The 16,624-nt window shown below is 75.2% G+C and carries 14 protein-coding genes, 1 tRNA gene and 1 pseudogene; 4 read left to right on the forward strand and 12 right to left on the reverse strand.

Going from position 1 to position 16,624, the window contains the following annotated elements; genetic code table 11:
- Positions 1-26: 26 nt before the first annotated feature.
- The 4 genes from JD79_RS02735 to JD79_RS02750 form a co-directional block, all read right to left on the reverse strand.
- On the reverse strand, positions 27-929 hold the full coding sequence (locus JD79_RS02735) for a TatD family hydrolase (protein ID WP_110004299.1): 903 nt from the start codon (positions 927-929) through the stop codon (positions 27-29).
- Positions 926-2,719 carry a methionine--tRNA ligase gene (metG, locus tag JD79_RS02740; protein ID WP_110004300.1) on the reverse strand — a complete coding sequence of 598 codons (1,794 nt, stop codon included), beginning with the start codon at positions 2,717-2,719 and terminating at the stop codon, positions 926-928. The genes JD79_RS02735 and metG overlap by 4 nt, the downstream gene beginning before the upstream one ends.
- A 35-nt stretch (positions 2,720-2,754) precedes the next feature.
- The gene (locus JD79_RS02745) at positions 2,755-3,192 is read right to left on the reverse strand and encodes a hypothetical protein (protein WP_110004301.1); all 438 of its coding nucleotides are present in this window, start codon (positions 3,190-3,192) and stop codon (positions 2,755-2,757) included.
- A gap of 271 nt (positions 3,193-3,463) precedes the next feature.
- The gene (locus JD79_RS02750; RefSeq protein WP_110004302.1) at positions 3,464-4,984 is read right to left on the reverse strand and encodes an amino acid permease; all 1,521 of its coding nucleotides are present in this window, start codon (positions 4,982-4,984) and stop codon (positions 3,464-3,466) included.
- A gap of 110 nt (positions 4,985-5,094) precedes the next feature.
- On the opposite strand from JD79_RS02750, the gene corA reads away from it, so the two are divergent.
- Positions 5,095-6,198: a magnesium/cobalt transporter CorA gene (gene corA, locus JD79_RS02755; protein ID WP_211307840.1), complete on the forward strand. Its 1,104-nt coding sequence runs from the start codon at positions 5,095-5,097 to the stop codon at positions 6,196-6,198.
- A gap of 678 nt (positions 6,199-6,876) precedes the next feature.
- Here the strand turns inward: corA and rsmI are convergent.
- Positions 6,877-7,713, reverse strand: a complete 837-nt coding sequence (gene rsmI / locus JD79_RS02765) for a 16S rRNA (cytidine(1402)-2'-O)-methyltransferase (RefSeq protein WP_110004303.1) — start codon at positions 7,711-7,713, stop codon at positions 6,877-6,879.
- Between the two features lie 54 nt (positions 7,714-7,767).
- Between rsmI and JD79_RS02770 the strand changes: the two genes are divergently transcribed.
- On the forward strand, positions 7,768-9,300 hold the full coding sequence (locus JD79_RS02770) for a dolichyl-phosphate-mannose--protein mannosyltransferase (protein ID WP_110004304.1): 1,533 nt from the start codon (positions 7,768-7,770) through the stop codon (positions 9,298-9,300).
- Positions 9,301-9,383: 83 nt separating this feature from the next.
- On the opposite strand, the gene JD79_RS02775 is transcribed toward JD79_RS02770, so the two are convergent.
- The 7 genes and pseudogenes from JD79_RS02775 to galU all read right to left on the reverse strand — a co-directional run bounded on the left by JD79_RS02775 (position 9,384) and on the right by galU (position 14,543).
- On the reverse strand, positions 9,384-10,415 hold the full coding sequence (locus JD79_RS02775) for a polyphosphate kinase 2 family protein (protein WP_110004305.1): 1,032 nt from the start codon (positions 10,413-10,415) through the stop codon (positions 9,384-9,386).
- Positions 10,416-10,569: 154 nt separating this feature from the next.
- Positions 10,570-10,643 (reverse strand) — tRNA-Ala (locus JD79_RS02780).
- 75 nt (positions 10,644-10,718) lie between these two features.
- Positions 10,719-10,955 carry a hypothetical protein gene (locus JD79_RS23295; protein ID WP_245899576.1) on the reverse strand — a complete coding sequence of 79 codons (237 nt, stop codon included), beginning with the start codon at positions 10,953-10,955 and terminating at the stop codon, positions 10,719-10,721.
- Between the two features lie 65 nt (positions 10,956-11,020).
- Positions 11,021-11,416 (reverse strand): annotated as a pseudogene (sepX, locus tag JD79_RS24615) (divisome protein SepX/GlpR); the annotation flags it as partial.
- Positions 11,417-11,580: 164 nt separating this feature from the next.
- On the reverse strand, positions 11,581-12,150 hold the full coding sequence (locus tag JD79_RS02790; RefSeq protein WP_245899578.1) for a GNAT family N-acetyltransferase: 570 nt from the start codon (positions 12,148-12,150) through the stop codon (positions 11,581-11,583).
- 52 nt (positions 12,151-12,202) lie between these two features.
- The gene (gene glp, locus JD79_RS02795) at positions 12,203-13,594 is read right to left on the reverse strand and encodes a molybdotransferase-like divisome protein Glp (protein WP_211307841.1); all 1,392 of its coding nucleotides are present in this window, start codon (positions 13,592-13,594) and stop codon (positions 12,203-12,205) included.
- 31 nt (positions 13,595-13,625) lie between these two features.
- A complete protein-coding gene (gene galU / locus JD79_RS02800; RefSeq protein ID WP_110004307.1) occupies positions 13,626-14,543 on the reverse strand; it encodes a UTP--glucose-1-phosphate uridylyltransferase GalU in 918 nt (305 codons plus the stop codon).
- A gap of 89 nt (positions 14,544-14,632) precedes the next feature.
- On the opposite strand from galU, the gene JD79_RS02805 reads away from it, so the two are divergent.
- Positions 14,633-15,226: a 5-formyltetrahydrofolate cyclo-ligase gene (locus JD79_RS02805; protein WP_110004308.1), complete on the forward strand. Its 594-nt coding sequence runs from the start codon at positions 14,633-14,635 to the stop codon at positions 15,224-15,226.
- A 45-nt stretch (positions 15,227-15,271) separates the two neighbouring features.
- Positions 15,272-16,624, forward strand: coding sequence for an SLC13 family permease (locus JD79_RS02810; RefSeq protein WP_110004309.1), 1,353 nt, complete (start codon positions 15,272-15,274; stop codon positions 16,622-16,624).

Below are 16,624 nucleotides of genomic sequence, written 5' to 3' on the forward strand. Positions count from 1 at the left end.
CCGACCAGTGTGCAACGCCACGGCGACTAGCCGGTGGAGTCGGTCCCCCAGGAGCCGAAGACGCGTTCGGCGTTCCGGGTCAGCGCGTCGCAGAGCTGCGCGAGCTCCACCCCGGTGACCTCCGCCAGCGCCCGGACGGTGTGCGGCACCAGCCGCGAGGCGTTGGGGCGGCCGCGGTGCGGGACCGGCGTGAGGAACGGCGAGTCGGTCTCGACGAGCAGCTGGTCCAGCGGCGTGCGCGCCGCCGCCTCCCGCAGGTACCCGGCGTTGCCGAAGGTCAGCGTGCCGGCGAAGGAGAGCACGTGGCCACGCTCGACGCAGGCCGTGGCGAAGGCGGCGTCGCCGGAGAAGCAGTGGAACACCGTGTGCTCCGGCGCCCCCTCGTCGTCGAGGACCCGCAGGATCTCCTCGTGCGCGTCGCGGTCGTGGATGACCAGCGCCACGTCGTGCTGCTTCGCGATCCGGATGTGCGCGCGGAAGGACGCCTCCTGCGCCGCCCAGCCCTCGGGGCCGGTGCGGTAGCGGTCCAGCCCGGTCTCCCCCACCGCGCGGACCCGCGGGAGCGCCGCCAGCCGGTCGATCTCGGCCAGCGCGTCGTCGTCGGCCGCGCCCTCGCCCGCCTCGTTCGGGTGGACGGCGACGGCGGCCAGCACGTTCGGGTGCCGGGCCGCCAGCTCCGCCGACCAGCGCGAGGAGGGCACGTCGACGCCGACCTGCACCAGCCTCGGGACCCCGACGGCCGCCGCGGCCGCGATCTCGGCGTCCACCGCGGCCCCGTCGACCGGGCCGTCGGCGGGCTCGTCGGAGCGGAAGCCGTCCAGGACGATGTCGAGGTGGGTGTGGCTGTCGACCGCCGGTGCCGGCAGCGGCTCCGGCGACGGCGGCGGCTCCCCCCGCCGGTTGGCGCGCGACGCGGCCGACCGACTCACTCCTCGCCCTCGAGCCGGCGCAGCTCCTCCTCGACCACGGAGTCGTCGAGCTTGCGGAACACCGGGGTGGGCGGGGACAGCGGCGTGCCCGACGGCAGCGGGCGGGAGGCCCACACCGCCTGCGCGTCGCCGTAGTCGCCGGTGATGACCGGGTAGGGCGAGCCGTCGTCGAGGTCGGTGACCTCCTCGATCCGCGGCGCCGGGGACCACACGCCGGTGCCGCCGAGCAGTTCGTGCACCTTCTGCGCCGAGTGCGGGAGGAACGGCGTGAGCAGCGCGTTGCAGTCGCTGATCGCCTGCAGTGCGGTGTGCAGCACGGTGTCCCGGCGGGCCGGGTCCTCCTTGAGCTTCCACGGCGCCTGGTCGGACAGGTACTTGTTCGCCTCGCCGACCACCCGCATCGCCTCGGTGGCCGCGGCCTTCTGCCGGTTGCGCGCGAGCAGGTCGCCGATCGGGGTGAACGCCGACGACGTCGCCTGCAGCAGCGCGCGGTCGGCGTCGGTCAGCTCCCCCGGCGTCGGGACGGCGCCGACGTTCTTGGCCGCCATCGACACCGTGCGGTTGACCAGGTTGCCCCAGCCGGCGACGAGCTCGTCGTTGTTGCGCCGGAGGAACTCCGCCCAGGTGAAGTCGGTGTCCTGCGACTCCGGGCCGGCGACGGCGACGAAGTAGCGCAGCGCGTCGGCGTCGTAGCGGGCGAGGAAGTCGCGCACGTAGATGACCACCTGGCGCGAGGAGGAGAACTTGCGCCCCTCCATCGTCAGGAACTCGCTGGAGACCACCTCGGTGGGCAGGTTCAGCCGGCCGAGCGAGCCCGGGGAGCCGCCGCGGTCCCCCTCGCCGTCGTAGCCGAGCAGCTGGGCCGGCCAGATCTCGGCGTGGAAGACGATGTTGTCCTTGCCCATGAAGTAGTAGGCGTCGGAGTCCGGCGTCTGCCACCACTGCCGCCAGGCCTCGGGGTCCCCGGAGCGGCGGGCCCACTCGATGGAGGCCGACAGGTAACCGACGACGGCGTCGAACCACACGTAGATGCGCTTGTCGGGCCGGTCGCGCCACCCGTCGAGCGGCACCGGCACGCCCCAGTCGATGTCGCGGGTGTAGCTGCGCGGCTTGAGGTCCTCGAGCAGGTTCCGGCTGAAGTTGAGGACGTTGGGCCGCCAGCTCTTCCGCGTCGCCAGCCAGTCGCCCAGCGCGCGGCTGAAGGCGGGCAGGTCGAGGAAGTAGTGCTCGCTCTCGACGAAGCGCGGCGTCTCGCCGTTGATCCGGCTGACCGGGTTGATCAGGTCGGTGGGGTCGAGCTGGTTGCCGCAGTTGTCGCACTGGTCGCCGCGGGCGCCGTCGTACCCGCAGATCGGGCAGGTGCCCTCGATGTAGCGGTCGGGCAGCGTGCGGCCGGTCGACGGGCTGATCGCGCCGAGCGTCGTCTGCGGGAAGACGTACCCGTTCTTGAGCAGGCCGAGGAAGATCTCCTGGCTGACCTGCGCGTGGTTGACCGTGGTGGTGCGCGTGAACAGGTCGTAGCTCAGCCCCAGGGCCTGCAGGTCGCCGACGATCAGCCGGTTGTTCCGGTCGGCGATCTCCCGCGGGCTCACCCCCTCGGCGTCGGCGGCGACGGTGATCGGGGTCCCGTGCTCGTCCGTGCCGCTGACCATGAGGACGCGGTCCCCGGCCATCCGGTGGTAGCGGCTGAAGACGTCCGAGGGGACGCCGAAGCCGGAGACGTGGCCGATGTGCCGCGGGCCGTTGGCGTAGGGCCAGGCCACGGCGGTCAGGATGTGCCGATCACTCACGGCACGAGAGTAGTGAGCGGCGGCCACCCACCGGATCAGTGACCGGAGACGCTGCTCACCGGCGGCAGCTCGCCGCCGACCGGGGTGGTGACCGCCAGCGCCCCGAGGGCGATGCCGATGAGCGCCACGGTGGCCAGGCGAAGCCGCGGGTGGCGGGCCGGAGCGGCGGTGCGCACGCGCGGCGGGGCGGCCTCGGCCCAGGCGAGGGTGGCCGGTGCCGAGGTCAGGAGCAGCTTGCCGACCGGCACGGCCAGGGCGAGCAGCGCGACGGCCGGCAGCGGCAGGGTGGTGGGCAGGTCGCCGACCAGCGGGGTGACCTGGCTGACGACGACCAGCGCGGCGACGGCGGCGATCTCGGCGCAGGCGAGGCCGTTCACGAGGCGCCGTCCGCCCTCCAGGGCCGCCAGCCCGCTGCCCGCGCAGAGCACGACCCAGCCGGCCAGGCCGCCGAGCACGGTGACCACGAGGGGCACCGACGGCCGCAGCGAGGCGGTGAACAGCCCGTCGAGGCCGGTGAGGCCCCGGCGAGCAGCGCGAGGGCCTCCAGCCCGCAGAGCGCGGCCAGCGCGAGCACCGGCGCCGGCCACCACCCGCGCGCGGGGACGGCGGGGACGGGGAGGGGGGCGTCGAGGACGCTGGTCGCCACGGGTCTGCTCCTGGCCGGGGACGTCGGTCACCGGTCAGGTCGTCGCCGGCGCGGGTGCGCTGGAGACGGGGCGGAGGGGACCTCACCCCTCCGGGGGGTCAGCGGACGCGGCGGCGCGCCTCCGTGTCGGCGGCGAGGCGTTCGGCCGCGGCCTCGCCCTCGGCTCCGGCCAGGCGGCTGTGCCTGCGGCCGTAGAGGTAGTAGATGGCCACGCCGAGCGCCATCCAGACCGCGAACCGCACCCAGGTGTCGGCCGGGAGGTTCAGCATCAGGTAGAGGCAGGCCAGCGCCGAGACGATCGGCAGGAGCGGCACCAGCGGCACCCGGAAGGAGCGGTGCAGGTCCGGCCGGGTGCGCCGCAGCACGATGACGCCGACCGAGACGAGCACGAAGGCGAACAGCGTGCCGATGTTGACCAGCTCGGCCAGAGTCCCGAGCGGGAGGAAGCCCGCGAGCAGCGCCACGAAGATCCCCGTGCCGATCGTGATCTTGTACGGGGTGCCGTAGCGGGGGTGGACGGCGGCCATGCCCGGGGGCAGCAGGTGGTCGCGGCTCATCGCGAACAGCACCCGCGACTGCCCGAGCATCAGGATCATGACCACCGACGTCAGCCCGGCCAGGGCGCCGACGGAGATGACGCTGGAGACGAAGGACAGCCCCACGCTGCTGAACGCCTCGGCCAGCGGCGCCTCGGTGGACAGCTCCGAGTACGGCTGCATCCCGACGACGACCAGCGAGACGGCGACGTAGAGCAGCGTGCAGACGACCAGCGAGCCGATGATCCCGCGCGGCAGGTCCTTGCGCGGGTCCTTGGTCTCCTCGGCCGCCGTCGCCACGATGTCGAACCCGATGAAGGCGAAGAACACGATGGAGGCGCCGGCGATCACGCCGCCCCAGCCGAAGCTGCCCTGGGTGAACCCGAGCAGCTGGATGAGCGGGGCGTGCCAGCCGCCCTCCCCCTCGGCCGCGGGCTCGGCGGGCGGCACGAAGGGCGTGTAGTTGTCGGCGGTCAGGTAGAAGAGGCCGAGCACGATGACCAGCAGGACGATCGCGACCTTGATGGCCACGATCACGCTGGTCACCCGCGAGGACAGCTTGATGCCGAGGACCAGGACGGCGGTCATCAGCAGCGCGATGACGATCGCCGGGATGTTGACCGTCGCGGTCTCCCCCGCGATCGACGTCGGCAGCGGGATGCCGAGGTCGCCGAGCAGCTGGTTGAGGTAGCCCGACCAGCCCACCGACACGGTGGCGGCGCCCAGGGCGAGCTCGAGCACGAGGTCCCAGCCGATGATCCAGGCGACCACCTCGCCGAGGGTGGCGTAGGAGAACGTGTACGCCGAGCCGGCCACCGGCACCGTCGAGGCGAACTCGGCGTAGCAGACCGCGGCCAGCCCGCACACGACGCCGGCGATCACGAACGAGATGGCCACCGCCGGCCCGGCCGTCGTCTTCGCCACCTCGCCGGTGAGCACGAAGATGCCGGTGCCGATGATCACCCCGACGCCGAAGACGGCGAGGTCGAGGCCGGAGAGGTTCTTCTTGAGCCGGTGCTCGGGTTCCTCCGTGTCACGGATGGAGTCCTCGACCGACTTCACCCGGCGCGTGCCTGCGGTCATCGCGTCCTCCTCGGCGGGGGTACTCCCGGCAGCGTCGCACGGAGGCCCGGGTCCCGCACGCCTACGCTTCTGCTGCCCGCCGTCGCGGGCGGATCGGAGGAGGTGCGCCCGTGACCGACACCCGTCCAGGGACGCCACCAGGGCCGCCAGCAGGGCCGCCACTGCCCGCCACGCGACCCGCCGGGGTCCCGCGCCGGGCCGGCACGCGCCCCGCGGGAGCCGACGCGATCGTCGACTGCGCCGTCTACGTCGACGGCCGCCGCGAGCCGCCGGTCGACCCGGGCGACGCGCTGGCCGCCGCCGCCGAGCGCGGTGGCTTCGTGTGGCTGGGCCTGTTCGAGCCGACGGAGGCCGAGCTCGGGCGGATCGCCGAGCGCTACGGGCTGCACCCGCTCGCGGTGGAGGACGCCGTCTACGCCCACCAGCGACCGAAGCTCGAGCGCTACGACGACGACCTGTTCATGGTGCTCAAGACCGCGCGCTACGTGGAGCACGAGGAGCTGACCGCGACCAGCGAGGTGGTGGACACCGGCGAGGTGATGGTGTTCCTCGGCTCGAACTACGTGATCACGGTGCGGCACGGCGAGCACGGCGACCTCGCCGAGCTGCGGCGCCGCATGGAGGAGGAGCAGCACGACCTGCTCTGCCTGGGCCCGGCCGCGGTCCTCTACGCGGTGGCCGACCTCGTCGTCGACACCTTCGTCGAGGTCGTGGCCGCCGTGCAGGACGACGTCGACGAGCTCGAGGCGTCGGTCTTCAGCCCGGAGCGCACCGACGACATCGGCCGGCTCTACCAGCTCAAGCGCGAGCTGATGTCCCTGCGGCGGGCGGTGGCGCCCCTGGAGGTGCCCCTGCAGAAGCTGGCCGAGCGCCAGGTCGACGTCGTCCCGGGCGCGATGCGCTCCTACTTCCGCGACGTGCAGGACCACGCCATCCGGGTGCGCGACCAGCTCGGCGGGCTCGACGAGCTGCTGTCGTCGATCCTGCAGGCGTCGCTCGCCCGCACGACGATGGCCGACAACGAGGACATGCGGAAGATCTCGGCGTGGGCCGGGATCATCGCGGTGCCCACCGCGATCGCCGGGATCTACGGGATGAACTTCGAGTTCATGCCCGAGCTCGAGTGGCGCTACGGCTATCCGATGGTGCTGCTGGTCATCGTCACCGCCTGCGTCCTGCTCTACCGCGGCTTCAAGCGCAACGGCTGGCTGTAGGGGGGCGCCGGCCCGCGCCGTGTGCACGCAGCGCGAGCGGGGCGGCGCCGCGGGGGCGCTGCGTGCACGAACTGCCCGGGCGCGGCGTGCCAGGCCCCGTCGTACTCGACGGCCACCCGGAGCCCCGGCCACGCGAGGTCCACCCGCGCGACGAAGCGCCCCTCGTGCTCGACGCCGTACTGGGCGACGGGCGCCGGGAGACCGCCGTCGACGACCAGCAGCCGTGGACGCGTCTCCTGCGCCCGGGACGCGGCGCGGGTGGGATCCCGGCGGCAGGACCAGTTCGACGTCGTCCCGCTCGTCGGCGAGGTCGACGCCCCACAGGACCGCGGCACTCAGGCCCGAGACGACGGCGCCGGGCAGCAGCAGTCCGGCCGCTGCCCGGGCCCGGAGCCGGTGGGAGTCAGGAACCCGCGCGTCGACGTAGACGTCGCGGGAGAGACGCCGGCAGGAGGGGCCGCGCAGGCGGGCCGGGGTGAGCAGCCCCCGGCGCACCACGTCGGTTCCTCGGAGGACGCGGTGGCGAAGGGCCTCGGGGAGGGCGGTCGTGGGCACACGCGCACGCTCGCCGGATCCGCCGACGTGACGTGGCAGGACGTCCACAGCCCGCGGTGTGTGCGCACGTCGCCGCGCGAGCGCCCACGAGGGCGCGAGGTGTGCACGGGACGGGCGGGTCGCTCAGCCCTTGGCGGCGACGACGGCGTCGTAGACGGTGCGGCGGGACAGGCCGGTGCGGGTGACGACGGCGCGGATCGCGTCCTTGCGCGTGGCGCCCGCCGCCTCCTCCCCCGCCACGAGCACGGCCAGCTCGGCGGCCGAGAGCTCCACCGGCTCCGGGGAGGCGCCCGCGACGACGAGGGTGATCTCCCCGCGCACCCCGTCGGCGGCCCACTCGGCGAGCTCCGACAGCGGCCCGCGCCGGACCTCCTCGTGCGTCTTCGTCAGCTCCCGGCACACGGCGGCCTCCCGCGCCGGCCCGAACGCGGCCGCGGCGTCGGCGAGCGCGTCGGCCAGCCGGTGCGGGGACTCGAAGAAGACCATCGTGCGGCGCTCGCCGGCCAGCGCGGTCAGGCGGGACCGCCGCTCACCGCCCTTGCGCGGCAGGAAGCCCTCGAAGCAGAACCGGTCCACCGGCAGCCCCGAGAGCGCGAGCGCGGTGACCACCGCCGACGGCCCGGGCACCGAGGTCACGTCGACGCCGGCGTCGATCGCCGCGCGCACCAGCGTGTAGCCGGGGTCGGAGACCGAGGGCATGCCGGCGTCGGTGAGCAGCAGGACGGTCGCCCCGTCGGCCAGGGCGGCCATGAGCCCGGGCAGCCGCGCGCGCTCGACCGACTCGTGGAAGGTGACCACCCGCCCGGTCAGCGTCACCTCGAGGTCGGCGGCCAGCCGGTGCAGCCGGCGGGTGTCCTCGACGGCGAGGACGTCGGCCGAGGCCATCGCCTGCCGCAGCCGCGGGCCGACGTCGCCGGGCTGGCCGAGGGGTGCGCCACCGAGCACGAGCCGTCCCGTCACGGCGACGAGCCTGTCACGCCGGGCGGCCCGGCCGGCCCACCTACCCTGAGGCGCATGGCGGTCCTGGCTCCCGAGCGCACGGACGCCGAGCCGCCGGCCGAGGACCTCCCCGCCCGCCCGCCCCGCCGCTGGCCCGCGCCGCGGCCGCGGGTGGACCGCACTCCCCCGCTGCCCGCCGACCGGCTGCTGTCGTGGGTGCTCGCCGCGGTGCTCGGCGTCGCGGCGCTGGTCAGCCGCCTGGTCGGCATCACCTACCCCGACACGCTGCTGTTCGACGAGGCGTACTACCCGCCCGAGGCGCACGACCTGCTCGTCTGGGGCCACGAGTACAACCGCGGCTACACGTTCATCGTCCACCCGCCCCTGGGCAAGTGGCTGATCGCGGTGGGCGAGCACGTCTTCGGGTACACCAGCCTCGGCTGGCGCCTCCCCTCGGCGGTGGCCGGCGCGGTCGCCGTCGTCCTGCTCACGCGGCTGGCCCGGCGGCTGACCGGCTCGACGCTGCTCGGCCTGGTCGCCGGCCTGCTGCTGGCCCTCGACGGCTTCGCGTTCACCGTCTCCCGCATCGGCCTGCTCGACGTCTTCCTGCAGGTCTTCGTGCTCGGCGCGGTCGCCTGTCTCGTCGTCGACCGCGACCGCGTGCGGGCCCGGGTCGCCGGTGCGCTGCCGGTCCCCGCCACCGGGTTCCGCCTGGGCCCGCGGGGCTGGCGGATCGCGGCCGGGTTCCTCTTCGGCTGCGCCTGCTCGGTGAAGTGGAGCGGGGTCTACTTCCTGGCGTTCTGCGCCGTCCTGTCGCTGTTCTGGGACCGCGCGGCGTGGCGGGCGGCCGGCGTCCCGAGCCCGACGGCGACAGCGCTGCGCCGCGGGCTGCCCGGCGCCACGTGGGCGCTGGCCGCCGTCCCGGTCCTCACCTACGTCGCCAGCTTCGCCGGGTGGTTCCTCGGCGAGACGGCGCAGGGCCGCTGGTGGGCGCAGCGCAACCCCGACACCGCCTTCCCGTGGATCCCCGACGCGCTGCGCTCGTGGTGGCACATGCACGTCGAGTGGTGGACCTTCCACAACGGCCTGTCGACGCCGCACCCGTGGGAGTCCGGCCCGTGGACCTGGCTGGTGAACGGCCGGCCGATCCTGCTGTGGAACCCGCAGGGCCTCACCGACCCCGCGGGCGACCAGGTCATCCGCTACATCCTCATGGTCGGGACGCCGACCCTCTGGCTGGCGTTCGCCCCGGCGCTGGCCTGGACGCTGTGGCGCATCGTCGCCCGCCGTGACCCCGCCGCCGTGCTGGTCGCCGTCACCGTGACCGCGGGCTGGGGCACCTGGTTCCTCAACGGCGAGCGCACGATGTTCGTCTTCTACACGGCCCCGGTGCTGCCGTTCTTCGTGCTCGCCGTGACGCTCGTCCTGCAGGACGTCCTCGGCCGCCCGGGCGCGCCCGCGTGGCGGCGGACCGCCGGGCTGGCCGCGGTCAGCGGCTACGTGGCGGTCGTCGCCGGCACCTTCGCCTTCTTCTACCCGGTGCTCGCCGGGCGCCCGCTCTCGCACGCCGAGTGGCTGCTGCGCATGTGGTTCCCGTCGTGGTTCTGAGGAGTCCGCTCCCCCGACAGGCGGTCGGGGACCGACAGCGGGGTTCCCGCGGGGACCTGCGCGCCCGCGCCTGACGCCGCCGGTCAGGCGGGGACGGCGACGGGCGCGGGCCGCACGAGCAGCGGGTCCGGGGTCCCCACGACGTCGTCGCGGCGACCGTCGTAGGGCAGCACCGACAGCACGTGGCGCACCGCCTCGAGCCGGGCGCGCGGCTCGTCGTTGGCCCGGACGGCGGTCCACGGGGGCGTCGGCGTCGCGGCGAGGACCGTCTCCCCGGCGGCCGTGTGCGCGTCCCAGCGGTCGAGGACGGCGAGGTCCGCGGCCGTGAGCCGGTACCCGTCGCGGCGCAGCGCCAGCCGGGTGCGCTGCTCGCCGCGCGTGACGGACAGCCACACCTTGACCAGCCGCAGTCCGCCGGCCACGAGCAGCCGCTCGGCAGCGGCCACCGCGCGCAGGTCGCCCACGGTGCCGGTCTCGACCGCCGGCCGGCCGTACCACGACCGGTCGAACAGCACGAGCTCCCCGGCGGCCGGCAGGGCGGCCAGGGACAGCCGTACGGGCGCCGACGCGTCCCCTGGCGCCACCACCCGGGTGCGGCGCGGGTCCAGGTGCTCGGCGACCACCCGGACCAGCCCGTCGGTGCCCGCGGCCTCGTGTCCTTCGAGGACGACGGCCACCCGCTGCCCGGTCGCGCCGGCCCAGCGCTGCAGCTTCAGCAGCTCGACCTGCAGCCGCAGTGCCTGCAGCTCGTACTCCGAGGGGTCCAGCAGCGCGTCGTGGGGGTGGTCCTCGCGCCACGTCTCCGGCCGCCGTCCCGGCGCGGCGTCCCGGCCGGGCGACCAGCGGCCGGCGTCCACACCGGGACGCGGGCGCGGGACGGGCGCGGCCGAGCGGTGCACCGGCGCGACGCCGGGCAGGGGCAGCCGCAGCAGCTCCACCGGCGCCCACACCACGCGCGGCGCGCCGGCGACGTCGACCCGGACCCGCACGCGGCAGCGGCCCGCGCCGTCGTGGCGCCAGCCGAGCACCGCGGCCGGGTGCCAGACGCCGTCGAGGTGCAGCTCCGCGGGCTGCGCCTGGCACAGGGAGGCGACCCGGTGCTGCTCCCCCGCCATGCCCGGAACGCTAGGAGGCGCGGCGGCGCGGCAGGCGCAGGCGGGATGACGAAGTCCGGCCGCCGTCGCTGTCGAACCCGGCCCACCCGAGGAGCCCCCGGACGACGGACGCCGCCGGGGCGGGTGCCCCGACGGCGTCGGTCGTGCGTCTGGGTGGAGCTGAGGGGATTCGAACCCCTGACCCCCTCGATGCGAACGAGGTGCGCTACCGGACTGCGCTACAGCCCCTGACTGCGGGGGCAAGACTACCGCCCGCGACCCCGGGTGCCACCGGCGGGGGTGGCACCCGGGGTGTCGGCGCGCTCAGCCGTTGACCACCCGCGGCTGGTACAGGTCGATGTCGGCGAACCCGATGTCGTCGTCGTCCAGGCCGACGACGGCGCTGTCCTGCCAGCCGGCCGGCACCGGGCGGGCGGCGACGACGCGGGCCGGGCGCAGCGGGTGGACCGGCGCGAGCGGCAGGCTCGGGTGCGGCAGGCCGACGGTCGGGTGCACCGGCTCCTCGGTGAGGACCGGGCCGGCCACCATCGGCTCGGCCACGCGGGGGCCGGCCGGGGCGCGGGGCGCGCGGCCGGGCGGGCGGCGGCACGGGCGGCGCGACGGGCCGCGGCACGCTCCCGGCGGGCCGCGGCGCGCAGCACCACCAGGTAGCCGACCAGCGCGACGTCGAGCAGCCCCTGGGCCACCCACAGCCACGGCGTGAGGGTCAGCGCACCGGCCAGTGCCAGCAGCGTGAGCGCCACCAGCCCGGCGAGCGTGCGCCGCCGGACGGCGTGCACGTCGATCCGCAGCTCGCCGGTCTGCCGCAGGAACTCGCGGTCGACCGCCACGCGCTCCGTCTCCGCCGAGCGGACCGGGTCACTCCCCCGCCGGCGCTGCAGCGTCCGGCCCGGAGTGACCTCCGCGCGGGTCGCCGAGGAGTCGCCGCGGGTCACCACCATCGGCACCAGCACGACGAACCACAGCACGACCAGCGCGGCCAGCAGGACGCCTGACCCCATCGAGAACACCACCCGTCACACGAGTCACTTGCCGCGGGAGGTTATGCAGGTCGCTGCCCACATCGAGGGAGGCGCGCGGCGTGTCGCGCGAGTGTCGTGTGACTGCAGTGGCAGCCGCGGCGGCGTGTCGACACGGCGTCGGACGGGCACCGCGCGTCCGCGTGCTAGGAGCGGGGTGCGCGGGAGGCCCAGACGGCGACCACGCCCCGCGGGGAGTCCTCGGCCAGCAGCGCGTAGGACAGGTGGTCGCGCCAGTCGCCGTCGATGTCGAGGTAGCGGCGCAACAGCCCCTCGCGGGAGAACCCGAGCCGCTCGACGAGGCGCTGGCTGGGCCCGTTCTCCGGGCGGATGTCGGCCTGCAGCCGGTGCAGACCACCGGGGCCGAAGGCGTGGTCGCACACCAGCGCCACCGCCAGCGACGCCATCCCCCGCCCGGCCACCGACCGGTCGACCCAGTAGCCCAGCGACCCCGACCGCAGGGCGCCGCGGACGATGTTGTCCACCGTCACCTGCCCGGCCAGCCGGCCCTCGACGCGGACGGCGAAGGGCATCGACGTCCCGGCCCGGGCCCGGCGGGCGACCGAGCGGCGCATGAGGCGGTAGGCCGCCGGCGTGTGCCGGACCGACCAGGCCACCCCGGCCGAGGGCTCCCACGGCCGCAGCCAGGACTCGTTGGCCAGCCGCAGCCGGCTCCACTCGGCGGCGTCGCCACGCCGCAGCGGGGCGAGCTCCACGGGTCCGTACGCCAGCCGGGCCGGCCAGCCCGGGTGCGGCACCGGGTCCAGGTCAGCCGCCCAGCAGCAGGGGCATGACCGTCACGAGCCCGCCCTCGGCGACCTCCGTGACGTCCTCGTCGACGACGATGAGGCAGTTGGCCCGCGCCATGCGCGCCAGCATCGCCTCGTCGCCGTCGCCGAGCGGCTCGACGACGTAGCCGCCGTCGGGGTGCCGCATGACCTGGCCGTGCAGGTACTGCCGGTAGCCCAGCGGCGAGACCAGCCGCTCGGCGCTGATCGCCTGCACGGTGCGGCGGAACAGCTGGCGCTTGCCCAGCATCGAGCGGATCGCCGGGCGCACGAAGACCTCGAAGGACACCAGCGCGGCCACCGGCTCCCCGGGCACGCAGATGACCGGGACCTCGTCCCGGCCCAGCCGGCCGAAGCCCTGGACCGGTCCGGGGTGCATCGTCACCTGACGGAAGCGCATCGGCCCGAGCTCGGCGAGCACCTCCTGGACCAGGTCGCCCTCGGTGGCGAACGTGCCGGCGATGAGCACCAGGTCGCTGCGCAGCAGCTGGCTCTCCAGCACCTCGGTCAGCCGGCGGCGCTCGGTGGGCAGGATCCCCCACCGGTAGGCGGCCGCCCCGGCGTCGCGGGCAGCGGCGGCCAGTGCGTAGGTGTTGACGTCGACCACCTGGCCGGGCGTGGGCTGCGCGGTGATGTCGACCAGCTCGGCGCCGGCGGAGAGCACGGCGACCCGCGGCCGGGGCCGGACGTGCACGCGGTCACGTCCGACGGCGGCCAGCAGGCTGATCTGCGCCGGCCCGATGGGGGTGCCCAGGCGGACCGCGACGGTGCCGGGCGAGACGTCGTCGCCGGCCCGGCGCACGTAGCCGCCGGCGTCCGGCCCGCCGTGGACCTGCACCCGGACCACGCCGCGGTCGGTCCACACGGCCGGGACGACGACGTCGGCGCCGGCCGGCAGCATCGCCCCCGCGCTCACCTTCTGGGCGAGACCGGGCGCCAGCGCGGTCGGCCCGGCCGCCCCGGCGACGGTCTCCCCCACGACGGCGAGCTCCACCGGCGCGTCCGGCGTGGCCGCGGCGACGTCCTCGGCCCGGGCCGCGTAGCCGTCCAGCGCGGCCTGGTCGAAGGCCGGCAGCGCGCGGGCGCTGACCACCTCCTCGGCGCACAGCAGGCCCTGGGCGTCGAGGACGGCGAGCTCGATGGGCTCCGGCTGCGGCACCGCCGCGAGGATCTCGTCGAGGTGCGTCTCGACCGTGCGCAGCACCGGCGTCTCGGGCTCCGGGGCCGGCGGCGGCGGGAGGGCCGCGCCGCGGTCGATGGCGGCGGTGGCGTGCACCGGCAGCCGGGGGGACGTCGCGGGGTCCAGGGTGGCCCCGCTGCGGAGGTCCAGCGCGGTGGTGTCCCGCCCGCCGTGCGTGCCGTTCTCGCTCATCGCTGCGATCGTCCCCCCTGCGGGGAGCGCCTCAGGCCCGCGACGCGCCCTCGGCGGGCAGGTCGGCCACGAACTCGGTCAGCCACGAGCGCAGCGCGGGGCCGAGGTCCTCGCGCTCGGAGGCCAGCCGGATGACCGCCTTGAGGTAGTCGAGCTTGTCGCCGGTGTCGTAGCGGCGGCCGTCGAAGACCACGCCGTGCAGCGGGTGCCCGCGCTCGACCAGCGTGGCCAGCGCGTCGGTCAGCTGGATCTCCCCGCCGCGGCCGGGCGCGGTCTCGCGCAGCACGGCGAAGACCTCGGGCGCGAGGACGTAGCGGCCGATGATCGCCAGGCTGCTCGGCGCCTCGTCGACCGGCGGCTTCTCGACCAGGCCGGTGACCGTCACGACGCCCTGCTGCGTGTCCTCCCGGATCGCGACCGCGCCGTACTTGTCGATGTTCTCCCGGCCCACGTCGAGCAGCGCGATCACCGACCCGCCGTGCTCGGCCTGGACGGCGAGCATCTGCTCGAGCAGGTGGTCGCGGGCGTCGATGAGGTCGTCGCCGAGCAGGACGGCGAAGGGCTCGTCGCCGACGAAGGCGGCCGCCTGCAGCACCGCGTGGCCCAGGCCCCGGGCCTCGCCCTGCCGCACGAAGTGCACCTGGGCGACGTCGGTGGACTCCTGGACGGCGGCCAGCCGTCCGGCGTCGCCCTTCTTCTCCAGCGCCGTCTCGAGCTCGGGGGTGCGGTCGAAGAAGTCCTCGATCGCGGCCTTGTTGCGGCCGGTGACCATGAGCACCTCGGCGAGGCCGGCGCGGGCGGCCTCCTCGACGATGTACTGCAGCGCCGGGCGGTCCACGACCGGCAGCAGCTCCTTGGGCACCGCCTTGGTGGCGGGGAGGAACCGTGTCCCCATCCCCGCGACGGGGATGACGGCCTTGCGCGCCGCACGCGGCGTCGGGGTCGACATGGCGGCGAGCCTAGCCAGAGCCCGCGCGCCGGCACGGGGACGAGCCCCCGCACCAGCCCGGACGGGGCCTCCGGCACTAGATTCCGAGGGTGACCTCCGCGCAGGGCGCCGAGCCGGCCAAGGCCGCGCTGCGCGAGGCGCTCACCGCCCGCCGCGGGGCGCGGTCCCCCGCCGAGCGGGCCGCCGCGGCCGCCGCGGTCGCGGTCGCGCTGCTGCAGCGCCTGGCCCGGATCCGGGTGCTGGCCGCCTTCGCCCCCGACGAGACCGAGCCCGGGCACGGCCGACTGCCCGCCGCCTTCACCCAGCTCGGCGCGCGGGTGCTGCTGCCGGTGGTGCCCGACGCCGGCGCGGAGCTGCGCTGGGCGGTCGACACCGGCCGGCTGGCGCCGGGCCGCTTCGGGCTGCTGGAGCCGGTCGGCCCGCGGCTGGGCCCGACGGCGCTCGGGACGGCCGACGTCGTCGTCGTGCCGGCGCTGGCCGTCGACCGCCAGGGCATCCGGCTGGGCCGCGGCGGCGGCTACTACGACCGCGCGCTGGTGCACGCCCGCCCCGGCGCCGTCGTCGTGGCGCTGGTCTTCGACGACGAGTTCGTCGACCGGCTGCCGGCCCTCGAGCACGACCGCCCGGTGACCGCGGTCGTCACCCCGTCCGGCGGCTGGCAGGAACTACCCGCCGGTAGGTGACACGGTGAGCCGTCGACGCCGACGCCGACGAGAGGAGCCTCCCCCGTGTCCCCGGAGATCGTCACGATCCTGGCGCTGGTCGCCATCTTCGCCATCGCCACGTTCCTGCCGATCAACATGGGCGCGCTGGCCTTCGTGGCCGCCTTCCTGGTCGGCACGCTGTCGGTCGGGCTGAGCACCGACGACATCCTCACCGGCTTCCCCGCCGAGCTGGTCGTGACGCTGATCGGCGTCACCTACCTGTTCGCGATCGCACAGAACAACGGCACCGTCGACCTGCTGGTGCGCGGCGCGGTCCGGCTGGTCGGCGGCTACGTCGCGGCGATCCCGTGGGTGATGTTCGCCGTCACGGCGCTGCTCACCGCCATCGGGGCCCTGTCCCCCGCGGCCGTGGCGATCGTCGCGCCCATCGCGCTGGGCTTCGCCGCGCGCTACGACATCAACCCGCTGCTCATGGGGATGATGGTCGTCCACGGCGCGCAGGGCGGCGGCTTCTCGCCGATCAGCGTCTACGGCCTCACCGTCAACGAGATCGTCGAGCAGGAGGGCCTCCCCTCCAGCCCGGTCACGGTGTTCTTCGGCAGCCTGCTGTTCAACATGGCCATCGGGGTCGTGCTGTTCCTCGTGCTCGGCGGCCGGAAGCTGATCGGCCGGCGGGTGTCGGCCACGGTCCCCGCGCACGTCGAGCACGCCGAGGAGCCCGTGGTGAGCGGCCACGGCGCTCCCCCGGGGCCGGCCGTCGGCCCCGACCACCTCCGGGACGACGGTGCCGACGGCACGGCGGACGGGGCGCCGCCGCGGGTCACGCTGGACCAGGTGCTCACGCTCGTCGGGCTGGTGACCGTCGCGGTGCTGGCGCTGGTCTTCGACCTCGACATCGGCTTCGTGTCGATCACCGTGGCCACCGTCCTGGCGCTGTTCGCCGCGGCCCGCCACAAGGGCGCGGTCAGCCAGATCAGCTGGTCGACCGTGCTGCTGATCGCCGGCGTGCTCACCTTCGTGTTCGTGCTGCAGGAGGCCGGCACGATCGACTACGTCGGCGAGGCCGTCATCGGCCTGGGCATCCCGCTGCTCATCGCGCTGCTGCTCTGCTACATCGGCGGGGTGGTGTCGGCCTTCGCGTCGTCGACCGCGATCATCGGCGTCGCCATCGCGCTGGCGGTGCCGTTCCTGCTCAGCGGGGACGTCGGCGCCGTCGGGGTGGTGGTGGCCCTGTCCGTGGCGTCGACGATCGTCGACGTCAGCCCGTTCTCCACCAACGGCGCGCTGGTGCTGGCCAACGCGCAGGGCGTGGACAGGGACCGCTTCTACAAGCAGATGCTCGCCTACGCGGGGATCGTCGTGGCCGTCGGACCGCTCCTGGCCTGGCTGGTCTTCGTCGTCCCGGGCTGGCTCTAG

Origin of the sequence: Geodermatophilus normandii (assembly GCF_003182485.1) — a bacterium.
Taxonomy (GTDB): Bacteria; Actinomycetota; Actinomycetes; order Mycobacteriales; family Geodermatophilaceae; genus Geodermatophilus; species Geodermatophilus normandii.

Excerpts from the sequence above, each read along its gene's own strand:
- galU (WP_110004307.1), bottom strand. The coding sequence starts at position 14,543 with ATGTCGACCCCGACGCCGCGTGCGGCGCGCAAGGCCGTCATCCCCGTC.
- glp (WP_211307841.1), bottom strand. The coding sequence starts at position 13,594 with ATGAGCGAGAACGGCACGCACGGCGGGCGGGACACCACCGCGCTGGAC.
- JD79_RS02775 (WP_110004305.1), bottom strand. The coding sequence starts at position 10,415 with ATGGCGGGGGAGCAGCACCGGGTCGCCTCCCTGTGCCAGGCGCAGCCC.
- JD79_RS02770 (WP_110004304.1), top strand. The coding sequence starts at position 7,768 with ATGGCGGTCCTGGCTCCCGAGCGCACGGACGCCGAGCCGCCGGCCGAG.
- JD79_RS02750 (WP_110004302.1), bottom strand. The coding sequence starts at position 4,984 with ATGACCGCAGGCACGCGCCGGGTGAAGTCGGTCGAGGACTCCATCCGT.